The 23874-nt window shown below is 36.4% G+C and carries 17 protein-coding genes; 8 read left to right on the forward strand and 9 right to left on the reverse strand.

Annotation, left to right across the window (positions count from 1 at the left end; translation table 11 throughout):
- Positions 1-3: 3 nt before the first annotated feature.
- Both Q0972_RS11045 and Q0972_RS11050 read right to left on the reverse strand, forming a co-directional pair.
- Positions 4-4719: a T9SS type A sorting domain-containing protein gene (locus Q0972_RS11045; protein WP_299365774.1), complete on the reverse strand. Its 4716-nt coding sequence runs from the start codon at positions 4717-4719 to the stop codon at positions 4-6.
- Positions 4673-5620, reverse strand: coding sequence for a hypothetical protein (locus Q0972_RS11050; RefSeq protein ID WP_299365775.1), 948 nt, complete (start codon positions 5618-5620; stop codon positions 4673-4675). Before Q0972_RS11050 ends, Q0972_RS11045 begins: the two co-directional genes overlap by 47 nt.
- A 306-nt stretch (positions 5621-5926) precedes the next feature.
- Between Q0972_RS11050 and Q0972_RS11055 the strand changes: the two genes are divergently transcribed.
- A complete protein-coding gene (locus tag Q0972_RS11055; RefSeq protein ID WP_299365776.1) occupies positions 5927-6583 on the forward strand; it encodes a hypothetical protein in 657 nt (218 codons plus the stop codon).
- On the opposite strand, the gene hypE is transcribed toward Q0972_RS11055, so the two are convergent.
- From hypE to hypF, 3 genes are read right to left on the reverse strand one after another with little or no spacing between them, the layout of a single operon-like run.
- Entirely contained in the window at positions 6580-7605 is a 1026-nt protein-coding gene (gene hypE / locus Q0972_RS11060) for a hydrogenase expression/formation protein HypE (protein ID WP_299365777.1), read from the reverse strand. The genes Q0972_RS11055 and hypE overlap by 4 nt on opposite strands.
- Before the next feature lie 2 nt (positions 7606-7607).
- A complete protein-coding gene (gene hypD, locus Q0972_RS11065) occupies positions 7608-8699 on the reverse strand; it encodes a hydrogenase formation protein HypD (RefSeq protein ID WP_299365778.1) in 1092 nt (363 codons plus the stop codon).
- Positions 8696-10972, reverse strand: a complete 2277-nt coding sequence (gene hypF, locus Q0972_RS11070; RefSeq protein ID WP_299365779.1) for a carbamoyltransferase HypF — start codon at positions 10970-10972, stop codon at positions 8696-8698. The genes hypD and hypF overlap by 4 nt, the downstream gene beginning before the upstream one ends.
- 123 nt (positions 10973-11095) lie before the next feature.
- Here hypF and Q0972_RS11075 point away from each other — a divergent pair, with 123 nt between their 5' ends.
- The 7 genes from Q0972_RS11075 (at position 11096) to Q0972_RS11105 (ending at position 17714) form a co-directional block, all read left to right on the forward strand.
- Positions 11096-11437, forward strand: a complete 342-nt coding sequence (locus Q0972_RS11075; protein WP_299365780.1) for a hydrogenase maturation nickel metallochaperone HypA — start codon at positions 11096-11098, stop codon at positions 11435-11437.
- A gap of 257 nt (positions 11438-11694) precedes the next feature.
- The gene (locus tag Q0972_RS11080; protein WP_299365781.1) at positions 11695-13458 is read left to right on the forward strand and encodes an NAD(P)H-dependent oxidoreductase subunit E; all 1764 of its coding nucleotides are present in this window, start codon (positions 11695-11697) and stop codon (positions 13456-13458) included.
- Positions 13459-13462: 4 nt separating this feature from the next.
- Positions 13463-14728, forward strand: a complete 1266-nt coding sequence (locus Q0972_RS11085) for a 2Fe-2S iron-sulfur cluster-binding protein (RefSeq protein WP_299365782.1) — start codon at positions 13463-13465, stop codon at positions 14726-14728.
- A 15-nt stretch (positions 14729-14743) separates the two neighbouring features.
- Positions 14744-16198 carry a Ni/Fe hydrogenase subunit alpha gene (locus Q0972_RS11090; RefSeq protein ID WP_299365783.1) on the forward strand — a complete coding sequence of 485 codons (1455 nt, stop codon included), beginning with the start codon at positions 14744-14746 and terminating at the stop codon, positions 16196-16198.
- Positions 16179-16649 carry a hydrogenase maturation protease gene (locus Q0972_RS11095; RefSeq protein WP_299365784.1) on the forward strand — a complete coding sequence of 157 codons (471 nt, stop codon included), beginning with the start codon at positions 16179-16181 and terminating at the stop codon, positions 16647-16649. Before Q0972_RS11090 ends, Q0972_RS11095 begins: the two co-directional genes overlap by 20 nt.
- Before the next feature lie 6 nt (positions 16650-16655).
- Complete coding sequence (gene hypB / locus Q0972_RS11100; protein ID WP_299365785.1) at positions 16656-17453, forward strand: hydrogenase nickel incorporation protein HypB; 798 nt, start codon at positions 16656-16658, stop codon at positions 17451-17453.
- Positions 17454-17459: 6 nt separating this feature from the next.
- Positions 17460-17714 (forward strand): HypC/HybG/HupF family hydrogenase formation chaperone, encoded by a 255-nt coding sequence (locus Q0972_RS11105; RefSeq protein ID WP_299365786.1) that lies wholly within the window; start codon positions 17460-17462, stop codon positions 17712-17714.
- On the opposite strand, the gene Q0972_RS11110 is transcribed toward Q0972_RS11105, so the two are convergent.
- The 4 genes from Q0972_RS11110 to Q0972_RS11125 form a co-directional block, all read right to left on the reverse strand.
- On the reverse strand, positions 17711-19336 hold the full coding sequence (locus tag Q0972_RS11110) for a sulfatase/phosphatase domain-containing protein (RefSeq protein WP_299365787.1): 1626 nt from the start codon (positions 19334-19336) through the stop codon (positions 17711-17713). The two genes, Q0972_RS11105 and Q0972_RS11110, sit on opposite strands and share 4 nt — an antisense overlap.
- A 23-nt stretch (positions 19337-19359) precedes the next feature.
- Entirely contained in the window at positions 19360-21564 is a 2205-nt protein-coding gene (locus Q0972_RS11115; RefSeq protein ID WP_299365788.1) for a GH92 family glycosyl hydrolase, read from the reverse strand.
- A gap of 129 nt (positions 21565-21693) precedes the next feature.
- Positions 21694-23058: a sulfatase-like hydrolase/transferase gene (locus Q0972_RS11120; RefSeq protein ID WP_299365789.1), complete on the reverse strand. Its 1365-nt coding sequence runs from the start codon at positions 23056-23058 to the stop codon at positions 21694-21696.
- 19 nt (positions 23059-23077) lie between these two features.
- Positions 23078-23854, reverse strand: a complete 777-nt coding sequence (locus tag Q0972_RS11125; protein WP_299365790.1) for a LytTR family DNA-binding domain-containing protein — start codon at positions 23852-23854, stop codon at positions 23078-23080.
- Between the last annotated feature and the right edge of the window lie 20 nt (positions 23855-23874).

Below are 23874 nucleotides of genomic sequence, written 5' to 3' on the forward strand. Positions count from 1 at the left end.
GAGTTATCTTTTAATAAACTTCTTTACAATCTGATTGTTTTCAAAATTAATTCTAACAAAATAAACACCTGATTCAAAAAGGTTTACATCTATACCTTCGTTAGAAATATCGCTCTTTATTGTTTTTACAAGTCTACCGTTTATGTCATAAATTGCTATACTTTCATACGGCATATTGGTTCCAATGTAAAGTAAATCCTTAGCAGGGTTAGGATATAAAGTAACGCTATTTTGGTCAAGATCATTATCTGTTATAGACAGTGCAGACAAGTCATATTCAATAACCAACTGAGGAGCAGCAGTACCATCAAAAGACTCTGCTTCACGTTCGCCACTACCATTTATGATAAATGTTACAGGATTTAGCAAATCCCAGCCAGCCTGTCCTAAAATTTCCTCTAGTAATACACTAATATTAGGCGTACGCTGATCGGGACCAGCAGTTCCAACATCTGCAGTATTCCATGCAGGTACATTGTTCCAAGGCACCATATTTGTACTTGTTGTTCTAGAAGAAATATCAAAATCTGTAAGTGTAAACTCTAGTGAGTTTGCATTAGCCTCAGCTCTAATTTCTAAATCTGTTTGTCCTGTATTGTCATCGTCTACTGTAAACTGAATGTAAGCATTGGTAATATCAGCTCCCGCTGGAAGGTGTATATTAGTAAATCTAATTCCTACCAACTGGTTGGTCGAGCCACTTTCATCAACTAATTCTAAATCAGAACTACCTATACTCATATCTCCATTCGCTACTTCTTCTTCAGCATCATTATTAGAAGCATTAACTTGGTAAGTTAATGTTCCTGTTTCTGGAATACCAGCACAATTACAATTGCCGTCTTCAATATCAAACAAGGTATTGGCGTCTCCATCATCACAAGGTGTTCCAGATGGTTGGCACGGAGTGAAATAGAACAACTTTAGTATTGGCGCTGCAGAACCATCCCTGGCTTCAGCAACACGTTTTCCACTTCCGGAGATAATGAAGGTAATAGGATTTCCTTGAGACCAATCTTGCTGACCTATCACTTCTTGAACTATATCTGTTACATATGGTGTTCTTTGTAACAGCCCTGCTTCTCCTACATTATCCCAAAGACCAATATCATTCCAAGGTATTGAGGTGTTTGTCAAGACTCTAGAAGAAATATCAAAATTTGTACTTGTAAACATGTTACTATTTGGAGATAATTCTCCATGAATTAACAAATTAGTTGGGTCTTGATCAGAAGCATCTTCGTCAGTTTGGAATTGCAAATAGGCTCTGTAAAGTATTGAACCATCAGGGATTTGAACATCATCAAAGCGTATTCCTACAACTTGGTCTTCATTGTCCCATATCAATTCTAAATCAGAACTTGAAAGATCTACAGAACCAGTAGAAATAGTTTCTTCCGCATCATCATCATTATTTAAGACTGCTAAATTATTTTCAACAGCATCATTTGGGATACCTGAACATCCGCAGCTGCCATCAGATTCATCATAAATAGTGTCTGGGTTTCCATCATTACATGGTGTACCTACCACCGGACAACTTATTGAATCAACAATTCTCATATATGTACTTTCAGAATTTCCAAAATCACCGCCTTCTTTTATCACAGTACCGTCATCAAGCGATAGCGTATAAGCTCCAATTCCATAATCACAACAGAATCCATCCCCATAAGCGTCAAAAACCGTAAATGTGTAGCATGTGTCCGAGTTTACGTTAAATGTTTCTGTGATTGTAGTATTGTTAAAAGAATCATCATAAGATTCGCCTTGAGCGATAACGACTCCATTCTCATCTTCAAAAATCCATGAAGTTTCCGAAGCATAATCATCAAAAGTTAGAGACAGGTCAATCTCTGTCGTTACATAATTTGGTGCCTTGCTAAAGCTTGTACTAAAGGTACTATTCTCAGGAAATTCATCAGAAACACCATTTACAGAAGTGATAGAGGCTGTCAAAGTATTTACGCCATCATCTATTGTAATTACCGGATTACCTAAATTTGCTGTTTCACCTGGTAGCAGATTGCCATTCCAATTTATAACTACTGGAGCACTACCATTGATTTGATATGTCAATTCAGCAGTTGTAATTGGGTCTAATCCCAGATTTTCAATTTGGAATAGGGGTTGTATGTCGTTACCACAAACTTGTTCAAATATATTTGAAACGATAAGGCCTGCATCATTATTAAAAGTCTGAGTCGTATAATTTATTACCAATCTTGGTGCACTATCTGGTTCACCATTGTAGGATTCAGCGGCTCTAGAGCCCGATCCTGTTATAATAAAAGACATCCCATTGAAAATAGACCATGTAGGTTGGTCAACTATTTCTTGAACAATTGTGCTTAAATCTGGTGTTTTTTGATCGTCCCCTTCGTCATTTACGTTGGTCCATGCTGGTACATTGTTCCAATCTACAGAAGCTGTGGTCGTAGTTCTGTTTGTAATATCAAAGTCCGTAAGGGTAAATGTAGGACTATTTCCAATTAATTCTCCATGTATAGTCAAATCCGTTTGTTCAGAATCTGTCTCATCAACCGTAAACTGAATATAAGCCTCAACGATGTTAGCACCTTGGGGAATAGTAACGTTCGCAAAACGAATCCCAACATGTTGATTGTTTTGACCAGCAAAGGAATCGAACACCATCTCCAAATCCGAACTATCAAGATACATAGCACCACCAGTTTCAGCTTCTTCTGCATCATCAGAGCTTTGTTGAACAGCAAATGTAAGAGTTCCATTAGCAGGTAAACCAACACAGTTACATTCTCCATCTTCCACATCTAAAGTGGTGTTAGGATCACCATCATCACAAGCTGTACCTGCATCGGGACATGGTGGTTGGTAAAATAGTTTTAATTGTGGTGGAGCAGAACCGTCAAAAGCTTCTGCAATTCTTTGTCCAGTACCAGAAAAGATAAATGTCATAGAATTTCCAACTTGCCAATCGACTTGGTTTATGATTTCACTTACAATTGGTGTAAGATATGGTGTACGCTGGTTTATATCCGCTTCACCTACTGTATCCCAAAGAGGTATTTCATCCCATGTCACAAAACTATTTGTTTTGGCTCGGCTAGAAATGTCAAAAGCAACATCTAGGAAAGTTGAGCTATTTGGAGATAGTTCGCCATAAATATCGAGCATGGTTGGTTCGAAACCTGCATTAGTTTCATCGGTAGTAAATTGAATATATGCTCTATACAAGGTAGAACCATCAGGGATCTGAATATTATTGAATCTTATACCAACAACTTGCTCAGAACTACCATCTTGAATAAGTTCTAAATCTGTACTTGTTAAGTCTATTACCCCTGTTGGTACATCTTCCTCAGCATCATCGCTAGATGAATCAACATCTATTGTTTCTACCATAAGGTCTGTATCGAGTACGCCTTCACAATTACAGAATCCATCTTCTTCGTCAAAAGAGGTCATGCTGTCTCCGTCGTCACATGCTGTTCCTACTATATTACAAGGATTATTGGTATCGTTGTTTGTTATTATAACTAAATCTCCAGTTGGTGGGCTAAAAACATCAAGGTTTGCTGGCAGTATAAATGGATCGTCGTTTGAAACTTCGCCTACACTATCTGCGTTATCTACCTGAATTGTCCTTAGATGAATTTCTTGTGTATCTATGAAAATAAGTTTGAATTGATTGAATGATCCAGAATTTCTCGTCCAACTTTTATCATCATCGTTAGGTCTAAGTGGCGCGCCCCACGCACCTTCTCCTGCATAAACCGTCCCGTTGGCTACATCAATTTCAAAGCCTTCGTCATTTCCTGCTTCTAATGAAGGTCTTACTGGCCAAGTGGTTTTGGTCATATGAGAATCACAATCTATAACAAGTCTTACATCATTATCATAAAACAATTGTGCCCAAGACTCATACTGAAATGGTCTTCCTTCAGATTTAAAAGCAGTATGAGGACGCATTGGTTTATGGTATTGCGCCATATTCCAAATGTGAGTGCTAGAGTTAGTTGCCAAATCGTTCTGCAACCATGTAAGCTGGTTGCCCAAGATAGAAATTTCAGTATTCAGTGTATATGCTCTGACTAAATTTTGTCCAAAGGTCAGAGCAAAATAAGAATCTGTGTTAGGCGTATCAAAAAGATTGTAAACTACAACTGGGTCGTATTCGTGATTACCTCTGGCTGGTACAATAGGAAACATTCGACCGTCTGCAGCAATGGTAAATTGCCAATCATCAAACCAATCTTGCCATTCGGAATTGGTATCATCATCTGTCATGTCTCCACCAAAAAGCACAGCATGGGGTTTCAGTTTTGCAACAAGTTTATTAGCATTCTGCCGAGGTGTTCTGTTGTTTCTCGAATCTCCTCCGGCTATAAAAGATAAGCGACTATTATCGTTTGGTGCGGTTTTAAACCAATACCTATTACTTGTACCTTCACTATCATTTATTACAAAATAGTAAGCCGTATCTGGTAGTAATCCAGTAAGACGAACAAATCTATTATCCATACCGCGGTAGACCTCTGTTCTGTCTACAGATTGGCTAAAAGGGTAATTAGCGAAAACGGTTCCTTCATCTGTTGTACCGTAGTGAACGACAGGATTTGTCCCACTAATTTGGTTCCATGCTATTGTAATTGTCGTAGCAGGATCGTCTACAAGTATAATTCTATACTTATCATTGTCGGCTTTCAGTGTGTTTGCCAGAAGGAAAACGAAAGCCAAAATTAAATAGTTTAGGTTTCTCATTTTTAGTCACTGTTAATTTATTAGTTCTTATTAAATACAAAGTCGCTAAGGGTATAAGTCCATGGGGCAATCTATATATTGTAAGAAAAAGACTGTTGTGCAGAGTCATGCCGGCTAATTCAGGTATAAATCCGACATAAACCCTAGCAAATGCAGTTACAAAACCCCAAAACGCAAAATAGTAAAGTATAAATTTGACCATTCTATGGGGAATAAAAATCAAAATAGAACCTAATACGTCTATGAAGCCTACAACCCATAAAAATATTCTGGCTTCGTCTTCTGAGATTTTTAAAATTGAAATTGTCATATCAATAAAATGACCAGGCACAGGAAGAATGCCCATAGCAAATAACCCATGTGGAATAAAAGTCAATGCAATTGCTATTTTCAAAAAATTGGTCAAAAAACTAATACTGAGTTTTTCTATATTTTTCCAAAATGCTAATAGTACAATAGGTGAAAGCTGTATTGAAAGTTCAAAGACCGGTAACCAAGAGTAGTTTTTTTCTTTAAACATACTCAGTGCCATAAAAATTAAAAAAACGAAGCTTATCCAGATCAAGCTCTTCTTAATAATCATTGAAGAAACCTTAAACCAAAAAAGTGCAATGAATGATGTGATGAGAAAAATGACTGCAACTATCTTCGTTAAAAGCTCAATACGGTAATTAATTGTTGGATCAGTAGCATAAGCATTCCAGCTATCATAAAAATAAAGAACTATGGGTGTGAGTAAACTCTCATCCCATAAAAAAGCTCTATATGGTGAACCAAAAAAATAAAACTGGTAAAATCTACCAAATAGAACTAAAGCACAACTAATAAGAATTATCTTAATACTTTGCTTTTGTAATAAAGTGAAGTTAGTATCCATATGTAACAAATTTATTTTGTAAGTATCTTAAGATGAAATAATATGGATTAACCGTTTGTGAATTCTTGGTGGGCTTTTGTTAAATGAAAATTAACCTAATATTAACAGGTTAACTTTTACTTAACAGTTTCAATAAAATCTATAGCATTTATCCATCACATTGGTTTACAAGTTTATGCTAGGGCAGAGTAACCCCAAAATCTTTGTTAAGACGCAATCAGTCTTTTGCAATTAAGTTAGATTACCTAAATTAGCTCTATCAATTAGTATAAAAGTTCAGCCCATTGATAAAATACATTAGATTAGATGCTTGTTGAGTTTACTTTAATTGCAGGTATACTCACATCAACCTTGCACGTCATAACCGGACCAGATCATTTAGCTGCCGTGGCACCTTTCGCCATTGAATCCAAAACAAAAGCTTGGAAAATAGGTTTCTTTTGGAGTGCAGGCCATATTGTTGGAATGGCAGTAATTGGATTATTGTATTTAGGTTTTAAAGATCTATTACCCGTTGAGGCAATATCAGGTTATAGTGAACAGTTGGTGGGTATAGTGTTAATTGGTGTTGGGCTTTGGGCTATTTATAAAATGTACACTTCAAAATATCAACAAAGCCTTTTACTTCAGAAATATAATGATGTAGTAGATAATCCTAGTAAGGCCAAAAGACAAAATCATTTTGCATCATTTTCGATAGGCATACTCCACGGATTGGCAGGTGTAGTACACTTTATGCTTTTATTACCTGTTTTAGGTTTTGAAAAACAATTAGACTCTATTTTGTATATCACGGGATTTTGTATAGGCATAATTTTGGCTATGACCATTTTCTCTTTTGTTATCGGAAAGGCCGCCCAACTTTCAAAGTACAGACAAAATATTTCACTCTTTAATGGAATTAGACTGGCTGGTGGTCTATTCGCTATTGTAATTGGTGTATACTGGATTTTAAATGTCTAACAGATACGAGGCAAATGCTCACCTATTAAAGGGGTGACAATACGTTTTCCTCCTATTGCACTTTGCATTACAACTTTGCCTTTATGATTATCGGTTATTTCACCTACACAAATAGCATTAGACCCTTTTACATCCTTACTTAATAGCTCAACGACTTGAGATGCTATATCTTCTTTTACAATGGCTACAAAAACACCTTCATTTGCTACATATAATGGATCCAATCCCAAAATTTCACATGCCGCAGCCACCTGTTTCTCTAAAGGCAATTTGTTTTCATGAATAACTATTCCGCTATCTGTATCTGATGCTATTTCAGAAAGTGTACTAGCTAACCCTCCTCTCGTCGGATCTCTAAATAGTTTTATTTTATGTCCAAAATTGTTTAAAAGATTTTCTATAAGAAAGTTAAGATTGGTCGTATCGCTCTCTATGGAGGACTGAAATTCTAAGCCCTCACGTTGAGACATTATGGCCATGCCGTGCTGAGCAATATTTCCACTAACAATAATTTTGTCTCCAATTTCAATCCGCTCGGCAGAAATTTTAGCTTTTGGATGTACTTCACCAAATCCTGTGGTATTTATAAAAATCTTATCACCTTTACCTCGCTCAACAACCTTTGTATCACCAGTTATAACTTTTACGCCGCACCTATCCGTAGCAGCTTTAACAGAATTAACAATTTCAACAAATTCATCGGCCTTTAAGCCTTCCTCAACAATAAATGCTAATGACAAAAATTTTGGTATCGCGCCACACATGGCCACATCATTCACAGTTCCATTTACAGCTAGTTCACCAATGTTTCCGCCTTTAAAAAATATAGGAGATACCACAAAACTGTCGGTAGATATCGCCATCTTACCCTCAATTTCAACTATTGAGCCATCATGCTTTTGACCGAGATATGGATTATCAAATGTTTTGAAAATTATTTCATCTAGTAGTTCCCTGGTCATGATACCACCGCTACCATGTCCTAAATTTATTCTATCAAATCCAAGTTGTCTTTTATCCATTCTTAATTAATAAGGTGATTCGAAAAATGATAGTATGCCGCACAAGCACCTTCAGAGGAAACCATAGGAGCACCGAGAGGATTAGAAGGGTTGCAAGTAACACCAAATTGTTTGCATTGATTTGGTTTTTTGATACCCTTTAGAATATCGCTTGCAATGCATTCTGAATTCTCGGCAACCTTTATGTTTTGGATACCAAATCGATACTCGGCATCAAAATCCCTGAATGGTTTGGTTAGAACATAACCACTATTAGGAATCTCACCTATACCACGCCATTCGCGATTTCCAATTTCGAAAATTTCGTTGATGACTGCTTTTGCCGCCACGTTACCTTCTTCTTTAACAGCTCTAGAATACTGGTTCTCTACGATATGAGTTCCTTTTTCTAACTGTTTTACCGCCATATAAATCCCTTCTACTAAATCCACAGGTTCAAAACCAGTGACGACTATTGGTATTTTGTACTTTTCTGCCAATCCATAATACGCTTCATAACCCATAATTGTGCAGACATGCCCTGCCGCTAAAAATGCATCGACATTACAAAACTCGTCATCTAAAATAGCTTCCATTGCTGGAGGTACAAGTACATGAGATACTAAAATGGAATAATTCTTTAACCCCTGCTTTTGGGCATGCAGAACCGATAGTGCATTTGCAGGCGCTGTAGTTTCAAAGCCAACGGCAAAGAATACCACTTCCTTATTTGGGTTATTCTTTGCAATTGTGACGGCCTCAATAGGAGAATACAAAATTCTTAAGTCTCCTCCATCTGCTTTAGCTTCCAACAGGCTTTTTTTACTTCCTGGAACTCTTACCATATCTCCAAAAGAGCATACGATAACATTATTCTCAAGGAGTTCGATGGCTTTATCAATTAGATGCAATGGTGTAACACAGACAGGGCATCCCGGACCGTGAATCATTCGTACATGTTGAGGCAGCAAATCCAAAATTCCATTCTTCACTAAACTATGGGTTTGGCCACCGCAAATTTCCATGATATTCCATGGTCTAGTAACACTTTCTTCAATGTTTTGCAAAAAGCGTTTTGTAGCTTCTATATTTCTATATTCATTTAAATACTTCATAAATCTGCATCTATAGTATTCAAAAAATACATCATCTGCCCTAATGATATATTCTCATCATTTGGACTTAAGTTACAATTAAAAAACAATTCAAAATCATCTTCTGCGATTTCTTTTAGCATATCTAAAAGAATAGTATTCTGAAAAACACCGCCAGAACATGCTATTCTTTTAATCCCGTTAAGTTTGGCAACACCTAATATTATTGAAGCCAGAGTGAATAAAAAGTTGCAAATGATTTGGGGTTTTTCTGTTCCCTTATCTAAATCTGATTGAACACCTTTAATAATAGCCTTGGTCGGAATATGCTTTATTATAGAAACTGTAATATACGAATGACACCTTGCCAAATCATAATCAATGACTTCATTTTCTAGCTTTATGGCCGCCTCTCCTTCGTAAGTGTTATAATCGCATATGTCTAACAAAGAAGCTACCGCATCAAAAAGCCGTCCTACAGATGAAGTTTTTAATTTGTTTTTATTTTTGAGTTCCTTGTAGATGGTCATCTCTTTTGTTGTAAACTTCTCAGAAATGCTTGGTATTTTTTCTGCCTCAAGCAAAGAGAACAAAGACAGTCTTGGCTCCTTGGCCATTTTATCACCTGCCAACCAATCAAAATAATCAAAGTGGGTTAGTCGTTGCATATTGCCATTAGAATAAGTGAAGAACTCACCTCCCCATATCTGTTTATCCTCACCATAACCCGTACCATCCCAGATCACCCCTAAAACTTCTTCAGAACTATTAAATAGGGAATGTTCGGCTAATACCGATGCAAAATGAGCTTTGTGATGTTGAATTTCATAAAGTTCAGCACCTAAAGATTCAGCCAACTCCTTACCATATAAGGTACTTTGATATGTAGGATGCTTATCAACCAAAACGACATTAGGGTTTTGCTTAAAAATATTTATAAAACCAGACACTTCCTTTACAAAACGTTCATAAACGTCATAATTTTCCAAGTGCCCTAAGTACTGGCTTATGTAAATGTAATCATTGGGCATAAACCCAATTGAACTTTTTAGATGCGCTCCCATGGCCATAACCTTTTTTTCACCTTCAATTTTTGGAGCATAATAATTGGGAGCAAAGCCTCTTGAGCGCCTAAAGAGAACCCTTTGATAAGAATTAGAACTGAATTTAATTACCGAATCATCCTGAGGATGTTCAATCCCTAGATTATGCTGAAGAAAATAGTCTGCTATAGAACCTAGCCGTTCCAATGCCTCTGAATTATCACTTAAAATTGGTGAACCACTTACATTACCACTTGTTGCTACAATAGGAAAATCTATAGCATTAGCCAATAATTGCAAAAGGGCTGAATTAGGCAACATTATCCCTAATTGATTTAGTCTTGGAGCTACATTTGACGCTATTGTATTATCGCTTCTTTCAGTTTTTGATAATATAACAATAGGCCGTTCTACAGCGATAATTTCTTTTTCAATATGAAATGGAATATCAAAATGATCTTTAAGCTTTTCTATGGAAGGATACAATAAGGCAAAAGGTTTCTCAGGGCGATTTTTTTTCTGTCTCAACTTTTGAACAACAGATGCGTTTGTCGCATCACAACACAACAAATAGCCACTTGTATTTTTAATTGCAACAATATTTCCCTGGCTAAGTAATTTTTGAACCGTACTAAATATGGCGTCATTCTCGGCAGCAATAAGATTGCAGTTGTTATCTATTAGTTTAAGCTGAATACCACAGATCTCACATGAATTAGTTTGGGAATGAAATCGTCTATTCCTAGGATCGGTATATTCATCTTTGCAAGATCCGCACATTTCAAATTCAACCATGCTGGTATGGTGTCTTTCAAATGGAAATGTTTTAGTTATAGCCCATCGAGGCCCACAATGAACACAAGTGGTAAACGGATATTTGTATCGGATATTCTCAGGATCGTTTATTTCGTTTTTACATTTATCACATATTCCAAAATCTGGAGTCAGTTGAAGATTTAATCTGCTTTCATTCTCAGATGGAATGATTTTAAAATTTCCGTAGTTTTTGTGGTTGATTTCAGATAAATAATGACCATCTATTTTAGATACAATTGGGGCTTGCTCAATAAGTGCTTTATAAAATGAAGCTATATGTTCCTTTGAAGCTTCAGCGTAAATAACAACGCCTTCCTCATTGTTAGAAACCGTACCTTTTACCTCATATTTTTCAGCTAAATTAAAGACAAAAGGACGAAAACCAACACCTTGTACTTGACCCGATATGATAATTTTTACGGTTTGAAAAGCCATTGCAATCTAAGGTGTAATAAGCAATGTAAAATAACAGCAGTAAGATATGGCATCATATGATTTTTGTCATACGTTTTATAGTAAAAAAGAGCTAAAATTGATGTATCATAAAAGATTTTAGGCATGCATGAACTGTCAATTGCCATGGGAATTGTACGTATTGCTGAAAATGAAACAGCAAAGGCAAACGGAAACAACGTAGATCTCATTGAACTAGAAATCGGAACTTTAGCAGGGATTGAATTTGATGCCTTAGACTTTGTTTGGCCATCTGCGGTAAAGGGCACTATTCTAGAAAATGCCGAAAAAAGAATAACAAAGGTAAACGGAAAGGCAAAATGTAATGACTGCAACATTGTTTTTCAATTAGATGACATCTTTGATCATTGTCCGCAATGCGGAAGCTATTCAAAGATGATTATTAAAGGTAAAGAACTAATAGTGAAGTCGCTCGAGGTATCTTAACTATCCTTATCAAATCACCCACTTTATAAATTACATCCAAAAAGTTGTATCAATTTTTAAATAAATGACTTAGGTCATGTGCATACTATTTTTTTGAATCTATTAATTTTTGGGTATGATTTTTACAATATTCTCAAAATACATGACAGAAATCATATCTTTTTTAAATGATTTGCATTTATTTTATCACGTAAATCTACGCTGTATAAGATTTGCATCAAGTTCTTTAATTAAATGATCACATAAAAACATTGATTATGGACAGAACACATCTTTTAAACGAACTTTGGGATTATCAGCTCAAATTCGGATTTATCTCCGATAAGGCTATATCAAGGATTTCAAAAAAACTAAACGTTTCGATTGTTGAAATTGAAAGTGTGGTATCCTTTTACCATTTCTTTCACCAAAAACCCACAGGTAAATATATCATCTATCTAAATAATAGTATCATCTCCGAAATTAAAGGTTATGAAGCTGTTAAAGCTGCTTTTGAAAAAGAAACAGGATGTACATTCAATGAAGATGGAGATGGCGAATTCTCACTCTTTGACACATCGTGTATTGGGATGAGCGATCAAGAGCCTGCCGCCTTAATTAATTTTCAACCTTTCACCGACCTCACACCCAACAAAGTAAAGCGGATAATTGATAGCCTAAAGCATGGTGAAAACATTAAGGATTTAGCCAGTAAAACCAAAAGCAAAATACAATACTATCCAGAAGATGGTAAAGCTATCATTTTTAGGACTTATGAAATGGGAAAAAGCATTAAGGAAGGTCTAAAGTTTTCACCTGATGACATTGTAAATAAGATTTCAAAGGCCAAATTATTAGGTCTAGGAGGCGCTTTTTTCCCAACAGGATACAAATGGAATTCTTGTAAAAACAATGAAGCAGACGCTAAATATATTATCTGTAATGCCGATGAGGGAGAACCAGGAACCTTTAAGGATCGAGCATTATTTCAATACTTGCCAGGACTGGTTATTGAGGGCATGATTTTAGCAGGATATGCCACTGGCGCAAAAGAAGGTATCATTTACCTCAGAGCCGAGTACCAATATTTTAAACACAAAATAGAAAAAATTCTAACAGAATTTAGAAAAAACAACCTCTTAGGGAATAACATTCTAGGCGTAAAAGATTTTGACTTTGATATACGCATACAACTTGGTGCTGGTTCTTATGTATGTGGAGCCGCATCAGCATTAATAGAATCGCTCGAAGGACGCAGAGGCGAGCCGCCAGTGAGAACTTGGTCTGCCACAAAGCATGGCTTTAGACACAAACCAACAGTAGTAAATAATGTAGAAACATTTGCTTATGCATCGCGAATTATTGAATTAGGTGAAGACCATTTCTTAAGCTTTGGCACAGAGGAATCTCCGGGCACTAAACTGATAAGTATTTCTGGAGATGTAGCTAAACCAGGTATTTACGAAATAGAATATGGAACACCAATTATTGACATGCTCGGTATTGAGATGAGTCAAGCAACAGCACCGTATTTCATCCAAATCAGTGGTCCATCTGGCGAGTGTATCAACAATACCGAATTCAATAGAAGAATCTGCAAAGAAGATATTATGTGTGGTGGCTCTTTTATGGTGTTTAACCGCACAAGGGATATCCTTAATATTCTTAGAAACTTCATGGAATTTTTTAAAGAAGAATCCTGTGGTGTATGTACACCATGTAGAGCGGGCAATTTCATTTTAACCGAAAAGGTAAAGAAAATCCAGCGCGGACTGTCTACCCAAGAAGATTTAGACGAAATCAAGAAATGGGGAAATATCATTAAAACTTCCAGTCGTTGTGGATTAGGAAAATCGTCTCCAAATTGTCTGTTACATGCCGTAGATAAATTCAAGGATTATTTCAATCTTAAAATCTCACCAACAAGCGAACATCTTAATGTTGAGTTTGATATGGAAGACGCTGTACAGGAATTTGATAGCTTTATAAAAGACACACAAATAAAAGACACACAAACACAATTTGACAAATTTGACAAATAGTTATATGAAACCAGTAAAGTTTAAAATAGATGGAAGGGATTGTACCGCACAGAAAGGGCAAAACCTTATTGAAGCAGCTAAAGCTAATGGCATCTTTATTCCAACACTTTGCTACTTCAAACATTTAAATCCAATTGGGAGCTGTAGAATCTGTACGATTAAAAATAATGGTAGACCAATTGCAGCATGTACATTAACCGTTGCTGAAGGCATGGATCTTGAAGTTAATTCTACAGAACTCTTAGATCTGCGCAAGGCTATTTTAGAGATGATGTTCGTGGAAGGCAACCACTTCTGCCCTTCTTGCGAAAAAAGTGGGGATTGCGAAATGCAAAACCTCGGTTATGAAACAGGGATTAGATATGCCCGTTTTCCACATCTATTTGTAGATAGACCTGTTGATGCTAGACCCGAACGTATTGTTATTAATCAAAATCGTTGTATTAAATGTAAGCGCTGTATAGAAGAAATTGAAACCAACGATGGCCATAAGGTTTTTCAATTGACCAATAGGGGAAACACAACCATGGTCTCTGTAGACTATGAACAAGAAGCCAAACTCTCTGAGCAACAGGCAGAGCATGCGATGCGGATATGCCCGACAGGATCAATACTGGTTAAAGGCAAAACCTTCGGAAAACCCTTTGGCGACAGACAATTTGATTATGCCAAAGCAAATACCAGCATTCCTTTAACAGAGCTTAAAAAGCACGTCAAAAAAACCAAAAAGAAAAAACGTGTCGCTACAGCATCGCTCGCAGGATGTTTTGGTTGCCATATGTCCATGTTAGATATTGATTTAGGGATACTAGACCTTGTTGATATCGTAGAAATTGACAAGTCACCGTTAACCGATTTAAAAAAGTTTGACGAACGTTGTGATATTGGTTTAATTGAAGGAGGCTGCTGTAATACGGATAATATAGAAGTTCTTAGAAAATTCAGAAAGCATTGTGATATATTAATCTCTGTAGGTGAATGTGCCATTTGGGGAGGTGTCCCGGCAATTAGAAACACCTTACCATTAGAAGATTGCTTAAAAGAAGCTTACATCGATTCTTTAACAAGCGAAGACAATGAAACCGTAATTCCAAACCATGAGGATATACCCAAAATACTGGATAAAGTATATTCCAATCATGAAGTGGTAAAAATAGATTACCACATCCCTGGTTGTCCGCCTAATGCCAACCATATTTGGAACGTTGTGAAGAATATTCTTTTTGAAGACGACTATTCTATAACCTACCCAGAATTCAAATATGACTAGTTTAAATGTTTTGAAATGAATAATAGAAAAATAGTTATAGAACCTGTAACCCGTGTAGAAGGACACGGAAAGGTTACCATTAAATTAGATGAAAATGGCAAAGTAGACAATGCCTTTTTGCATATTGTAGAGTTTAGAGGTTTTGAAAAATTTATTCAAGGCCATCCCTATTGGGAAGCACCAGTACTCGTACAACGTCTATGCGGAATTTGCCCAGTGAGTCACCACCTCGCTGCTGCAAAGGCCATTGACCAATTAGTAGGTATTGATCCAGATAGCTTATCGCCTATAGCCACTAAGTTGAGACGCTTATTGCATTATGGTCAAGTATTCCAATCACATGCACTACATTTCTTTTATCTGGCCTCTCCAGACTTATTATTTGGAGTAGATGCACCAGCAGAAAAGAGAAACGTTGTTGCGGTTGCAACAGAGAATAAAGAATTGGCCAAAAAAGGCATTTTAATGCGAAAATTTGGTCAGGAAATGATCAAGGCACTTGCCGGAAAGAAGATCCATGGTATACTGGCCGTTCCTGGTGGTGTCCATAAAACCTTTATGCCAGATGAACACGATTATTTCCTTAACGGAAAACAAATACCCAACATTGATACTATGATTGAATGGAGCAAAGAAATTGTAGACTTCATGAAATCATATCATACAGAAAATTCTAAATGGATAGATAGCTTTGCAAGATATCCTTCAAACCATTTAAGCTTAGTAAATAAGGAAACGGGGGCATTAGAACTGTACGACGGTCGCCTTCGCTCAATAGATGCAAGAGGAAAAGAGTTAATGAATATTGCTGATATTGAGTATAGTTATCACTTCAAAGAAGCTGTGGAACCATGGTCCTTTCTTAAGTTTCCTTATATGAAAGATTACGGAAGAGAAAATGGTTGGAATCGTGTCGGACCACTTGCTCGAATTAATACATGTTCTCATATTAATACGCCTTTGGCCGAAGCTGAACGTAAAATTTTTAAAGCCTATACAAAAGATTTTCCAAATAATATGACCATGCACACGCATTGGGCACGATTAATTGAAATGTTGCATTGTGCTGAATTAATGAAAGAATTACTGTTGGACGATGACATTATGGGTAACGATTTGGTGAGAAAGGGTACCACTAGAAACAAAGGTATTGGAATTATTGAAGCACCACGTGGTACATTAATTCATGAGTACCATACCGACGATAAAGGATTGATTACTAAATGTAACTTAATTGTATCTACAACTCACAATAATGAGGCAATGAATAGAGGTGTAAGAGCCGTTGCAAAACAAGTTCTCAATGAAAAGCCCGAGATTACAGAACCAATGCTCAATCAGATAGAAATAGCGATTAGAGCCTACGACCCTTGTTTGAGCTGTGCAACGCACGCTTTAGGACAAATGCCCCTAATTGTTCAGTTAGAAGACTATCAAGGTAATATTATTGATGAAAAAGTTAGATCATAAAACAATTGTCCTAGGCATAGGAAATAACGGAAGGCAAGATGACGGTCTAGGCTGGTCTTTTTTGGATCTTCTTAAGGAAGATGAGTTGCCTTTTGATATAGAATACCGCTACCAACTTCAAATTGAAGATGCAGAACTTATCTCAAGATATGACAACGTGATCTTTGTTGATGCGTGTAAAACTGAAACTGAAAAAGGTTATCAATTATACCAATGTCTTCCAGCTGATAATTATAGTTTCAGCACACATGCTTTGGCTCCTGAAACAATTTTGTATCTTACTAATAAATTATATAACCATCTTCCTAATACCCAAATTTTGGCAATTCAAGGCGTAAATTGGGAGTTAGAAATGGGACTAAGCCCTGTAGCGGCTGATAATTTAGTAAGGGCTTATCAACACTTTAAGAATAATATATTGTCTAATGATCTAGTCTTAAATAAAAACTAATAAGATATGTGTGGAACTTGTGGTTGTGACACGAATGGAAACGGCGTTGTCATTCAAAATCCAAAAGAAATAAAAACCCATAGTCATGAGCATCATCATGACGGGCACTCTCATAGTCATGAGCATCATCATCATCATGAACATCATAATGAGAGAACCGTCATTGAGGTAGAACAAGATATCCTTCATCAAAATGAAATCATGGCTGCAAGAAATAGAGGCTTCTTTGATGCTAAGCATATTTTTGCGCTCAACTTAGTGAGTTCGCCGGGATCGGGAAAAACGTCTATACTTGAACGAACGCTTACCGATTTAAAATCTGAAGTACCATTCTATGTTATTGAAGGTGATCAAAAAAGTATGAATGATGCCAATAGAATTGATGCTTTAGATATTCCTGTAATTCAAATCAATACGGGGAAAGGATGCCATTTGGAAAGCGATATGGTCTATGAAGCCATTCAGAAACTAAACATGAAGGATCATTCAATCCTAATGATTGAAAATGTTGGCAACCTTGTCTGCCCTTCCATGTTTAATTTGGGGGAATCCAAAAGAGTCGTAATAATAAGTACTACGGAAGGTGAAGATAAACCCATTAAATATCCTGATATGTTTCACTCCTCGGAGATCTGTATCATAAACAAAATAGACCTTTTACCTTATTTAAACATTAATGTTGAAAAAATTAAAGAATACGCCTTGCGGGTAAATCCAAACCTCATTTTCTTTGAGATATCAGCAACTACTGGTGAAGGAATGGATCTATGGTATGATTGGCTAACATCTAATTTAAAACAATAAGAAGAAATGTGTCTTTCAATTCCTGGAAAGTTAGAAGAGATTTCCTCTTATGACGACGACATATTCAGAACAGGAAAAGTATCCTTTGATGGAGTTATCAAAGAGGTAAGCCTGGCACTAGTCCCTGAAGTAAAGACAGGCGATTATGTTTTAGTACACGCTGGTGCTGCTATTAGCATTATTGACGAAATTGAAGCAAAAAAAACCTTTGAACTCTTAAAAGAGCTAGATGAATTAAATGATCTAACACCAGAAGATTAATACCACCCCAGCGATTTTAATCGCTTAATATCTTTGTCTATCCAATCTTGGTTTAAGCTATCGGAAGCATCTTCGTATTGTACTCTTAGTTCATCTAGGCGTTTGTGCATTTCGGCCTGGACCTCTTTGTAATCAGCATTACCATAGACATTATTAAGCTCTTGTGGATCCTCCTTTAAATCGTACAGTTCCCAAGCCTCGGTATCGTAATAAAACCGAATCAGTTTATAGCGCTCTGTACGAACACCAAAATGGCGCTTTACCATATGGATTCCTGGATACTCAAAATAATGATAGTACAAAGCATCGCGCCAATTTGTATTATCACCATCAAACAAAGGCACTAAACTTAAGCCCTGCATATCTTCTGGTATAGCAACTCCTGCTACATCCAAAACTGTTGGTGCAAAATCTATATTTTGTACTAAATCACCATTTAAACTTGATGGCGCAATTAGTTCAGGATATCTTATTAATAGTGGTGTTCTAAAGGACTCCTCATACATAAAGCGCTTATCGAACCAACCATGTTCTCCTAAGAAAAACCCCTGATCCGATGTATAAACCACCATCGTATTCTCCGCAAGCTGTTTTTCATCTAAATACTCCAATAAGCGTCCAATATTTCTATCAACACTTTTTATAACTCCCAAATAATCTTCCATATAGCGTTGATATTTCCATAAGGTCAACGCTTGCCCCTTAGGCGAATTTCTTAAAAAATCTTCATTGATCGGTCCATAAACTTTTTGCCACTGTACCTTTTCGTCTTCATTGAGTCGATTAAAACGTTCTTTATAAGCGCCTTTGTACCAATCGAGAAATTCTTCATAATTCAATTTCTCCAAAATCTCAGGTGCAACTTTGTTATCTGCGCTTAAGGCCATATGGTCTGCAATGCGCATTTCGGCTTCAACAGACGCTTTACTCTTGGTTTTGTATTCATCGAATAAGGTTTCTGGCACTGGGATCTTTTTAAACTTAAAATCCTCTAAATCGTGCATTGATGGCCACCATTGTCTATGTGGCGCCTTATGATTATACATCAGCATAAAAGGCTTGGATGTATCCCTAAGCGAATCGAGATAGAAAATAGCCTTATCAGTGACAACATCTGTAACATAGCCCTTTGTTTTTATCTCTCCTTTAGGTGTTAATAATTCTGGATGATAATAATGCCCTTGATCTGGTAGCACTTCCCAATAATCAAAACCTTTAGGCTCAGATTTTAAATGCCACTTGCCGTATATGGCAGTTTCATAGCCTTCTTTTTGAAGCAACTTAGGAAAGGTAACTTGTGTCGTATCAAAAACATCCAAATTATCGCGCACACTATTAAGATGGCTAAACTTTCCTGTTAACGCCACAGCTCTACTTGGGGAACATATAGAATTGGTGACAAACGCTTTTTTAAACAACATCCCTTCTCTTGCCAGGCGGTCTATATGCGGAGTTTCTATCAATGTGTTATCATAGGCACTTAGAGCTTGATAGGCATGGTCATCCGTAATGATAAAAACAATATTTGGCTTTTCGTTTGACGTGTTTTTTTGCTCATTCTTTTTGTCTGTCTTACAGGCAAAACAAAGAAATAGTATCAGTATAAAAGGTAATCTGTTCATAAAAACATATATTGATGATTAGATTAATCTAATTTGTTTGTCATTTTGAATTCTAATTTCCCACCATTAATAATTTGGTCGAAGGAAATCTTATGGTCTTCAATTAAATTATCGTTCATGAAGACACTATCAGTAAAGTTATTGTTTTCTGAAAAGTTTTCAGTTGTCATAGAAAACTTTTTCCCATTTGCCAACTGTATTGTAGCTTCTGAAACTTGAGGTGCACCTATAACAAATGTTCCGTCAGAAGAATTTACTGGGTAAAAGCCTAAAGTAGATAAAATATACCAGGCGCTCATTTGCCCACAATCGTCATTGCCAATCATGCCATCAGGTGTGTTGTTATGAAATTCCTCCATGACACGTTTAATATATTTCTGACCCTTTTTGGGTGTATGGGAAAACGCATACAAATACAAAATATGATGACTGGGCTCATTACCATGTGCATATTGCCCAATCATAGCTTCTTGGCCTAAAAACTTATTTGGGTTTAGAGCTTCTGTCGTAAAAAAGGTATTAAGATGGTTTGTAAATTCGGTTGTTCCCCCAAGTAGTTCTATCATCCCGTCAACATCATATTGCGCTGGTGTCCAAAAATATTGCCATGCGTTAGCCTCCGTATAATCCCCTGGATTGTTTAAAGGTGATGTCGCCGTCAATGGATCAAAAGGTGTTCTAAAATGGCCCTGTGTGTCTTTTCCTCTAAAGAGTTTTGTTTCTGGATCGAATAGATTTTTATAATAATTGGCACGTTGTGTAAAGGTGGTATATATGGTTGAATCACCAAGCTTTTTTGCCATTTGCGCCACAGCATAATCGTCAAAACCACTTTCTAATGTTCGTGAAACTGATTCATTATCAAGTTTATCAAACGGATAATACCCATATTGATTATACAATTCCCAATCGGAATTTATATGACTTTCTGTGGAGGTTTCTACCATAGCTTGCAATGCTTTTTGAGCATCAAAACCTGTAAACCCATTGTTATAAGCTGACAATATCATTGGGATGGCATGGTTTCCAATCATACAATAGTTATCTTGACCCCAAGCTGTCCAAATGGGTAAAAAGCCAGCAGCATCATGATGCAATAACATTGAGTTTACAATACCATCAATTCTTTCTGGTGCAACTATTTGTAATAATGGAAAAGCTGCTCTATAGACATCCCAAATGGATAAAGTTGAATAATACGCTTTATTTGGAGCCGTAGCAATTTCATCATTCGCTCCGCGATATTTACCATCCACATCGGCTATGTTTGATGGTTGCAAGAACAAATGATACAAAGAGGTATAAAAAATTTCTTTTTGCTTTTTAGGAGCTTCAATTTGAATGCGATTTAAATAATCATCCCAAGTGGATTGGTTATGGGATTTCACAGCTTCAAAATCCCAGTGCGGAATTTCGGTCACTAAATTGAGTTTTGAGCCATCAACGGAAACCGAGGATAAGGCTATTTTTACTTTAAGTTGTTTATCATCTTTCAGCTTAAATGCGGCATCATACTTTGGGGCCTTGTCATTTTCAGCCTTTGGTAATTCTTCAATACTCGAGAATGGTTCACTGAACTGGATTGTATAAAAGTACTTTCGTTTTACCCAATTATCGGTTAACGCATATCCTGAAATTGTGCTGTCGTTTTCAATGGTTACTTTGCTATCTAACACCAATCCTTTTTGACTATTCTCATCAAACACAAAACGTAGGCCGTGCTGAAGATTAATAAATACATGAGCTTCTCTTGACGGAAATATATATTGATGAAATGCGACGCGTTCTGAACAGGTTAATTCTACCTTCACTTCATCTTTTTTAGTTAGAGCATAATAACCAACCTCAGCTTTTTCAGTGTTCTTAAAATAGCTATTCCTTAAAGCCTCTTTTTCTTTTGAATAGGGCAATAACAGCACATCACCCATTTCGTTAATACCAGTACCACTAAACCTAGTTTGAGAAAATCCAAGCAATAACGTATCTCTATATTGATAACCACTGGTGTGATTCCATCCATAATCCTTATTGTCTGGCCCTGGTTGTACCATACCGAATGGCATAGATGGTCCAGGAAAGGTATGACCAGTACCATCAGTGCCAATAAACGGATTTACTAATGCTCTGTTAGTACTGAGGTCGGTTTTAATATCGTCTTGATGATTTGTTTTTTCGTTTTTGCAGGATAGAAAAAGAGCAATGGTTAAAAGTAAAAGACAGTATCTCATAATTTATATTTATTTGTCACTTCGAGTGATTCGCTTAAGGCGAATCGTATCGAGAAGTTTTAAGTTCTCGATACAATCACACTAAGGTGTGACCACTCGAAGTGACCATTGTTTTTATTATTTATAATTTTATTTAGTCCGTTCTTCCTTCCAATTCTCAATTCTCTGCTGAAACTCCTTTACCTTTTCTGGATTAGCCTCTGCCAAATTATTATCGTTCCTTGGATCTTTATTCATGTCGAATAACCCAATGGTCTCCGTAGTGAGATTCCATTGAAAAAACCAATCATTCGTCCTCGCCCAATAGGCTTCAATCTTCATACCCATCATATCCTCTTCCGAACGCATTTGGGTGGCTTTTCCTATAATGATATCCCTATCGGTCTTATTGGTGTTTTCTATTAGAGCTTTATAGGATTTTCCAAAATAATCTTTGGGCACCTCGACATTGATATAATCTAAAATAGTGGCTGGAATATCGGCACTATGCATCAATGCTTTAGATTTGGCGTCTGCTTTGATTTTATCTTTCCATGAAAAGATTATTGGAGTTCTAAAGGATTGATCATAAACAGATAATTTACCTTTATCGCCACCATTGTGCCAACGCAAGGAGTCGTGTCGAAACTCTTGATGTGGTTCCTGTTCCCAACCATTATCATTCACATAAACAAATAGCGTATTATCAAACTCTCCTTTTTCTTTTAAGTACCTCACAAGTTCACCCACTCCATCATCAAACCAAGTACAATTGGCATAATAACGCTTGGCTGACTCCGTCATGTCCTTGTCCTTATAAATATTATAATACTTATCTGGAGCATCAAATGGATAGTGTGGTAACTCTGGTGCAAACCAGATAAAGAAGGGTTGCTCTTTGTATTTCTCTATAAAATCATAAACAGGTTGCATCGTAGCTCTAGCTAATTGCCTGCCATCACCTCCCATAAATTGTAAGAACCAGTCGTCATTTTTCTTATCACCTTTTTTCCAACCTTTGGTCATACCTTCATCAAAACCACCATTTTGATAGTTGAATTCCCACCATTTTCCGCCTTGAAAACTTTTATAACCTTGTTTTGCCAGTATTCTTGGAAGCGTTTCAAAATGCAGCATCGCATGGTGTTTAAAACCAACGATCGAATCTTCAGGTATTTGTCTTTCCTCTATTAACTTTTCTACATATTGCTCATGGTTTATAGGCAGCGTTCCCGTCATTAAGGTTTGTAAAGATGGTCTGCAATGGTTTTGTGGCACATAACCTTCAGTGAATAAGGTTCCACTTGCCGCTAACTTATCCATGTTTGGTGTTTGTACATAATCGGCGCCCATAAACCCAAAATACGGATAGCCTTGGTCATCGCCAACTAATAGAATAATATTGGGGTTATCTTCAGTCTTTTGAATCTGCTCACTTTCAACTGTTTTTTTAGCGTCTTCCTTACAAGCTACTAGTGTTACTAGCAGTACAAAAAATAGTAGTATTTTTTTCATTTTTATAAAATTTTAATCTTTAATAATAGCCGAGTTTTAGTTTTACTTTCTCTTTATATTTTCTACCTATAGGTATGGCGATTCCTTGTAAATTGATTTGTGTAGGCGAAAATGATGTGATATGCCCAATGGATACAATAAAAGACCTATGGACTCGTAGAAATCTCTCGGCAGGCAATAGTTCTTCCATCGCAGAAATGCTATTGTAACTCGTAATTTCTTTATCTGTCGTTTTTACTTTTACATAGTTTTTTAAGCTCTCAACAAAAATAATGTCCTTTAAAAGTACCTTTTGTAATGCCTTGCCTTTTTTTAAATAAATAAAGGCTTCATAAATATCTTTAACCAGCTTTTGATTCTCTTCTTCAAGCCGCTCGGCCTTTTTCTGTGAGTTATTCCAAAACTTATACAATGTATAAGCAAAAGGAAGGATCAGTGCCAAGTTGACATCAAGTAACGTATTCATAAATTCCGTTACTTTAAAATAATGTTCGCTTCTATATGGCAAATGACGTCCTTCAACTATAAATAACATGACCACACGTTGCAGTATGGCAGATAAGAAAAGAAGCAAACTAAACCATACAATGAACTTGATATATTTTTTCTTTAAAAAGAACCTAGGAATCAATACATATAAAGTGCCATAAACCAAGAACATTCTTGCAGGAAGACTCCATAATTGCACCATAAAATTCCTATAATAATTATGGTCGTATGTCCCCCAGATTACTGAGAAAAACAACGTAAAGGCAATCCAGTATAAAGCATGTATTCGAAATGCTTTATTTGACATAAATCTAAGGTTCATAACTT

Origin of the sequence: Winogradskyella sp. (assembly GCF_028282165.1) — a bacterium.
Classification (GTDB): domain Bacteria; phylum Bacteroidota; class Bacteroidia; order Flavobacteriales; family Flavobacteriaceae; genus Winogradskyella.

Excerpts from the sequence above, each read along its gene's own strand:
- hypD (WP_299365778.1), bottom strand. The coding sequence starts at position 8,699 with ATGAAGTATTTAAATGAATATAGAAATATAGAAGCTACAAAACGCTTT.
- hypB (WP_299365785.1), top strand. The coding sequence starts at position 16,656 with ATGTGTGGAACTTGTGGTTGTGACACGAATGGAAACGGCGTTGTCATT.
- Q0972_RS11120 (WP_299365789.1), bottom strand. The coding sequence starts at position 23,058 with ATGAAAAAAATACTACTATTTTTTGTACTGCTAGTAACACTAGTAGCT.
- Q0972_RS11115 (WP_299365788.1), bottom strand. The coding sequence starts at position 21,564 with ATGAGATACTGTCTTTTACTTTTAACCATTGCTCTTTTTCTATCCTGC.
- Q0972_RS11075 (WP_299365780.1), top strand. The coding sequence starts at position 11,096 with ATGCATGAACTGTCAATTGCCATGGGAATTGTACGTATTGCTGAAAAT.
- Q0972_RS11080 (WP_299365781.1), top strand. The coding sequence starts at position 11,695 with ATGGACAGAACACATCTTTTAAACGAACTTTGGGATTATCAGCTCAAA.
- Q0972_RS11050 (WP_299365775.1), bottom strand. The coding sequence starts at position 5,620 with ATGGATACTAACTTCACTTTATTACAAAAGCAAAGTATTAAGATAATT.
- Q0972_RS11055 (WP_299365776.1), top strand. The coding sequence starts at position 5,927 with ATGCTTGTTGAGTTTACTTTAATTGCAGGTATACTCACATCAACCTTG.
- hypE (WP_299365777.1), bottom strand. The coding sequence starts at position 7,605 with ATGGATAAAAGACAACTTGGATTTGATAGAATAAATTTAGGACATGGT.
- Q0972_RS11125 (WP_299365790.1), bottom strand. The coding sequence starts at position 23,854 with ATGTCAAATAAAGCATTTCGAATACATGCTTTATACTGGATTGCCTTT.
- Q0972_RS11095 (WP_299365784.1), top strand. The coding sequence starts at position 16,179 with ATGAAAAAGTTAGATCATAAAACAATTGTCCTAGGCATAGGAAATAAC.
- Q0972_RS11110 (WP_299365787.1), bottom strand. The coding sequence starts at position 19,336 with ATGAACAGATTACCTTTTATACTGATACTATTTCTTTGTTTTGCCTGT.
- hypF (WP_299365779.1), bottom strand. The coding sequence starts at position 10,972 with ATGGCTTTTCAAACCGTAAAAATTATCATATCGGGTCAAGTACAAGGT.
- Q0972_RS11085 (WP_299365782.1), top strand. The coding sequence starts at position 13,463 with ATGAAACCAGTAAAGTTTAAAATAGATGGAAGGGATTGTACCGCACAG.
- Q0972_RS11090 (WP_299365783.1), top strand. The coding sequence starts at position 14,744 with ATGAATAATAGAAAAATAGTTATAGAACCTGTAACCCGTGTAGAAGGA.
- Q0972_RS11105 (WP_299365786.1), top strand. The coding sequence starts at position 17,460 with ATGTGTCTTTCAATTCCTGGAAAGTTAGAAGAGATTTCCTCTTATGAC.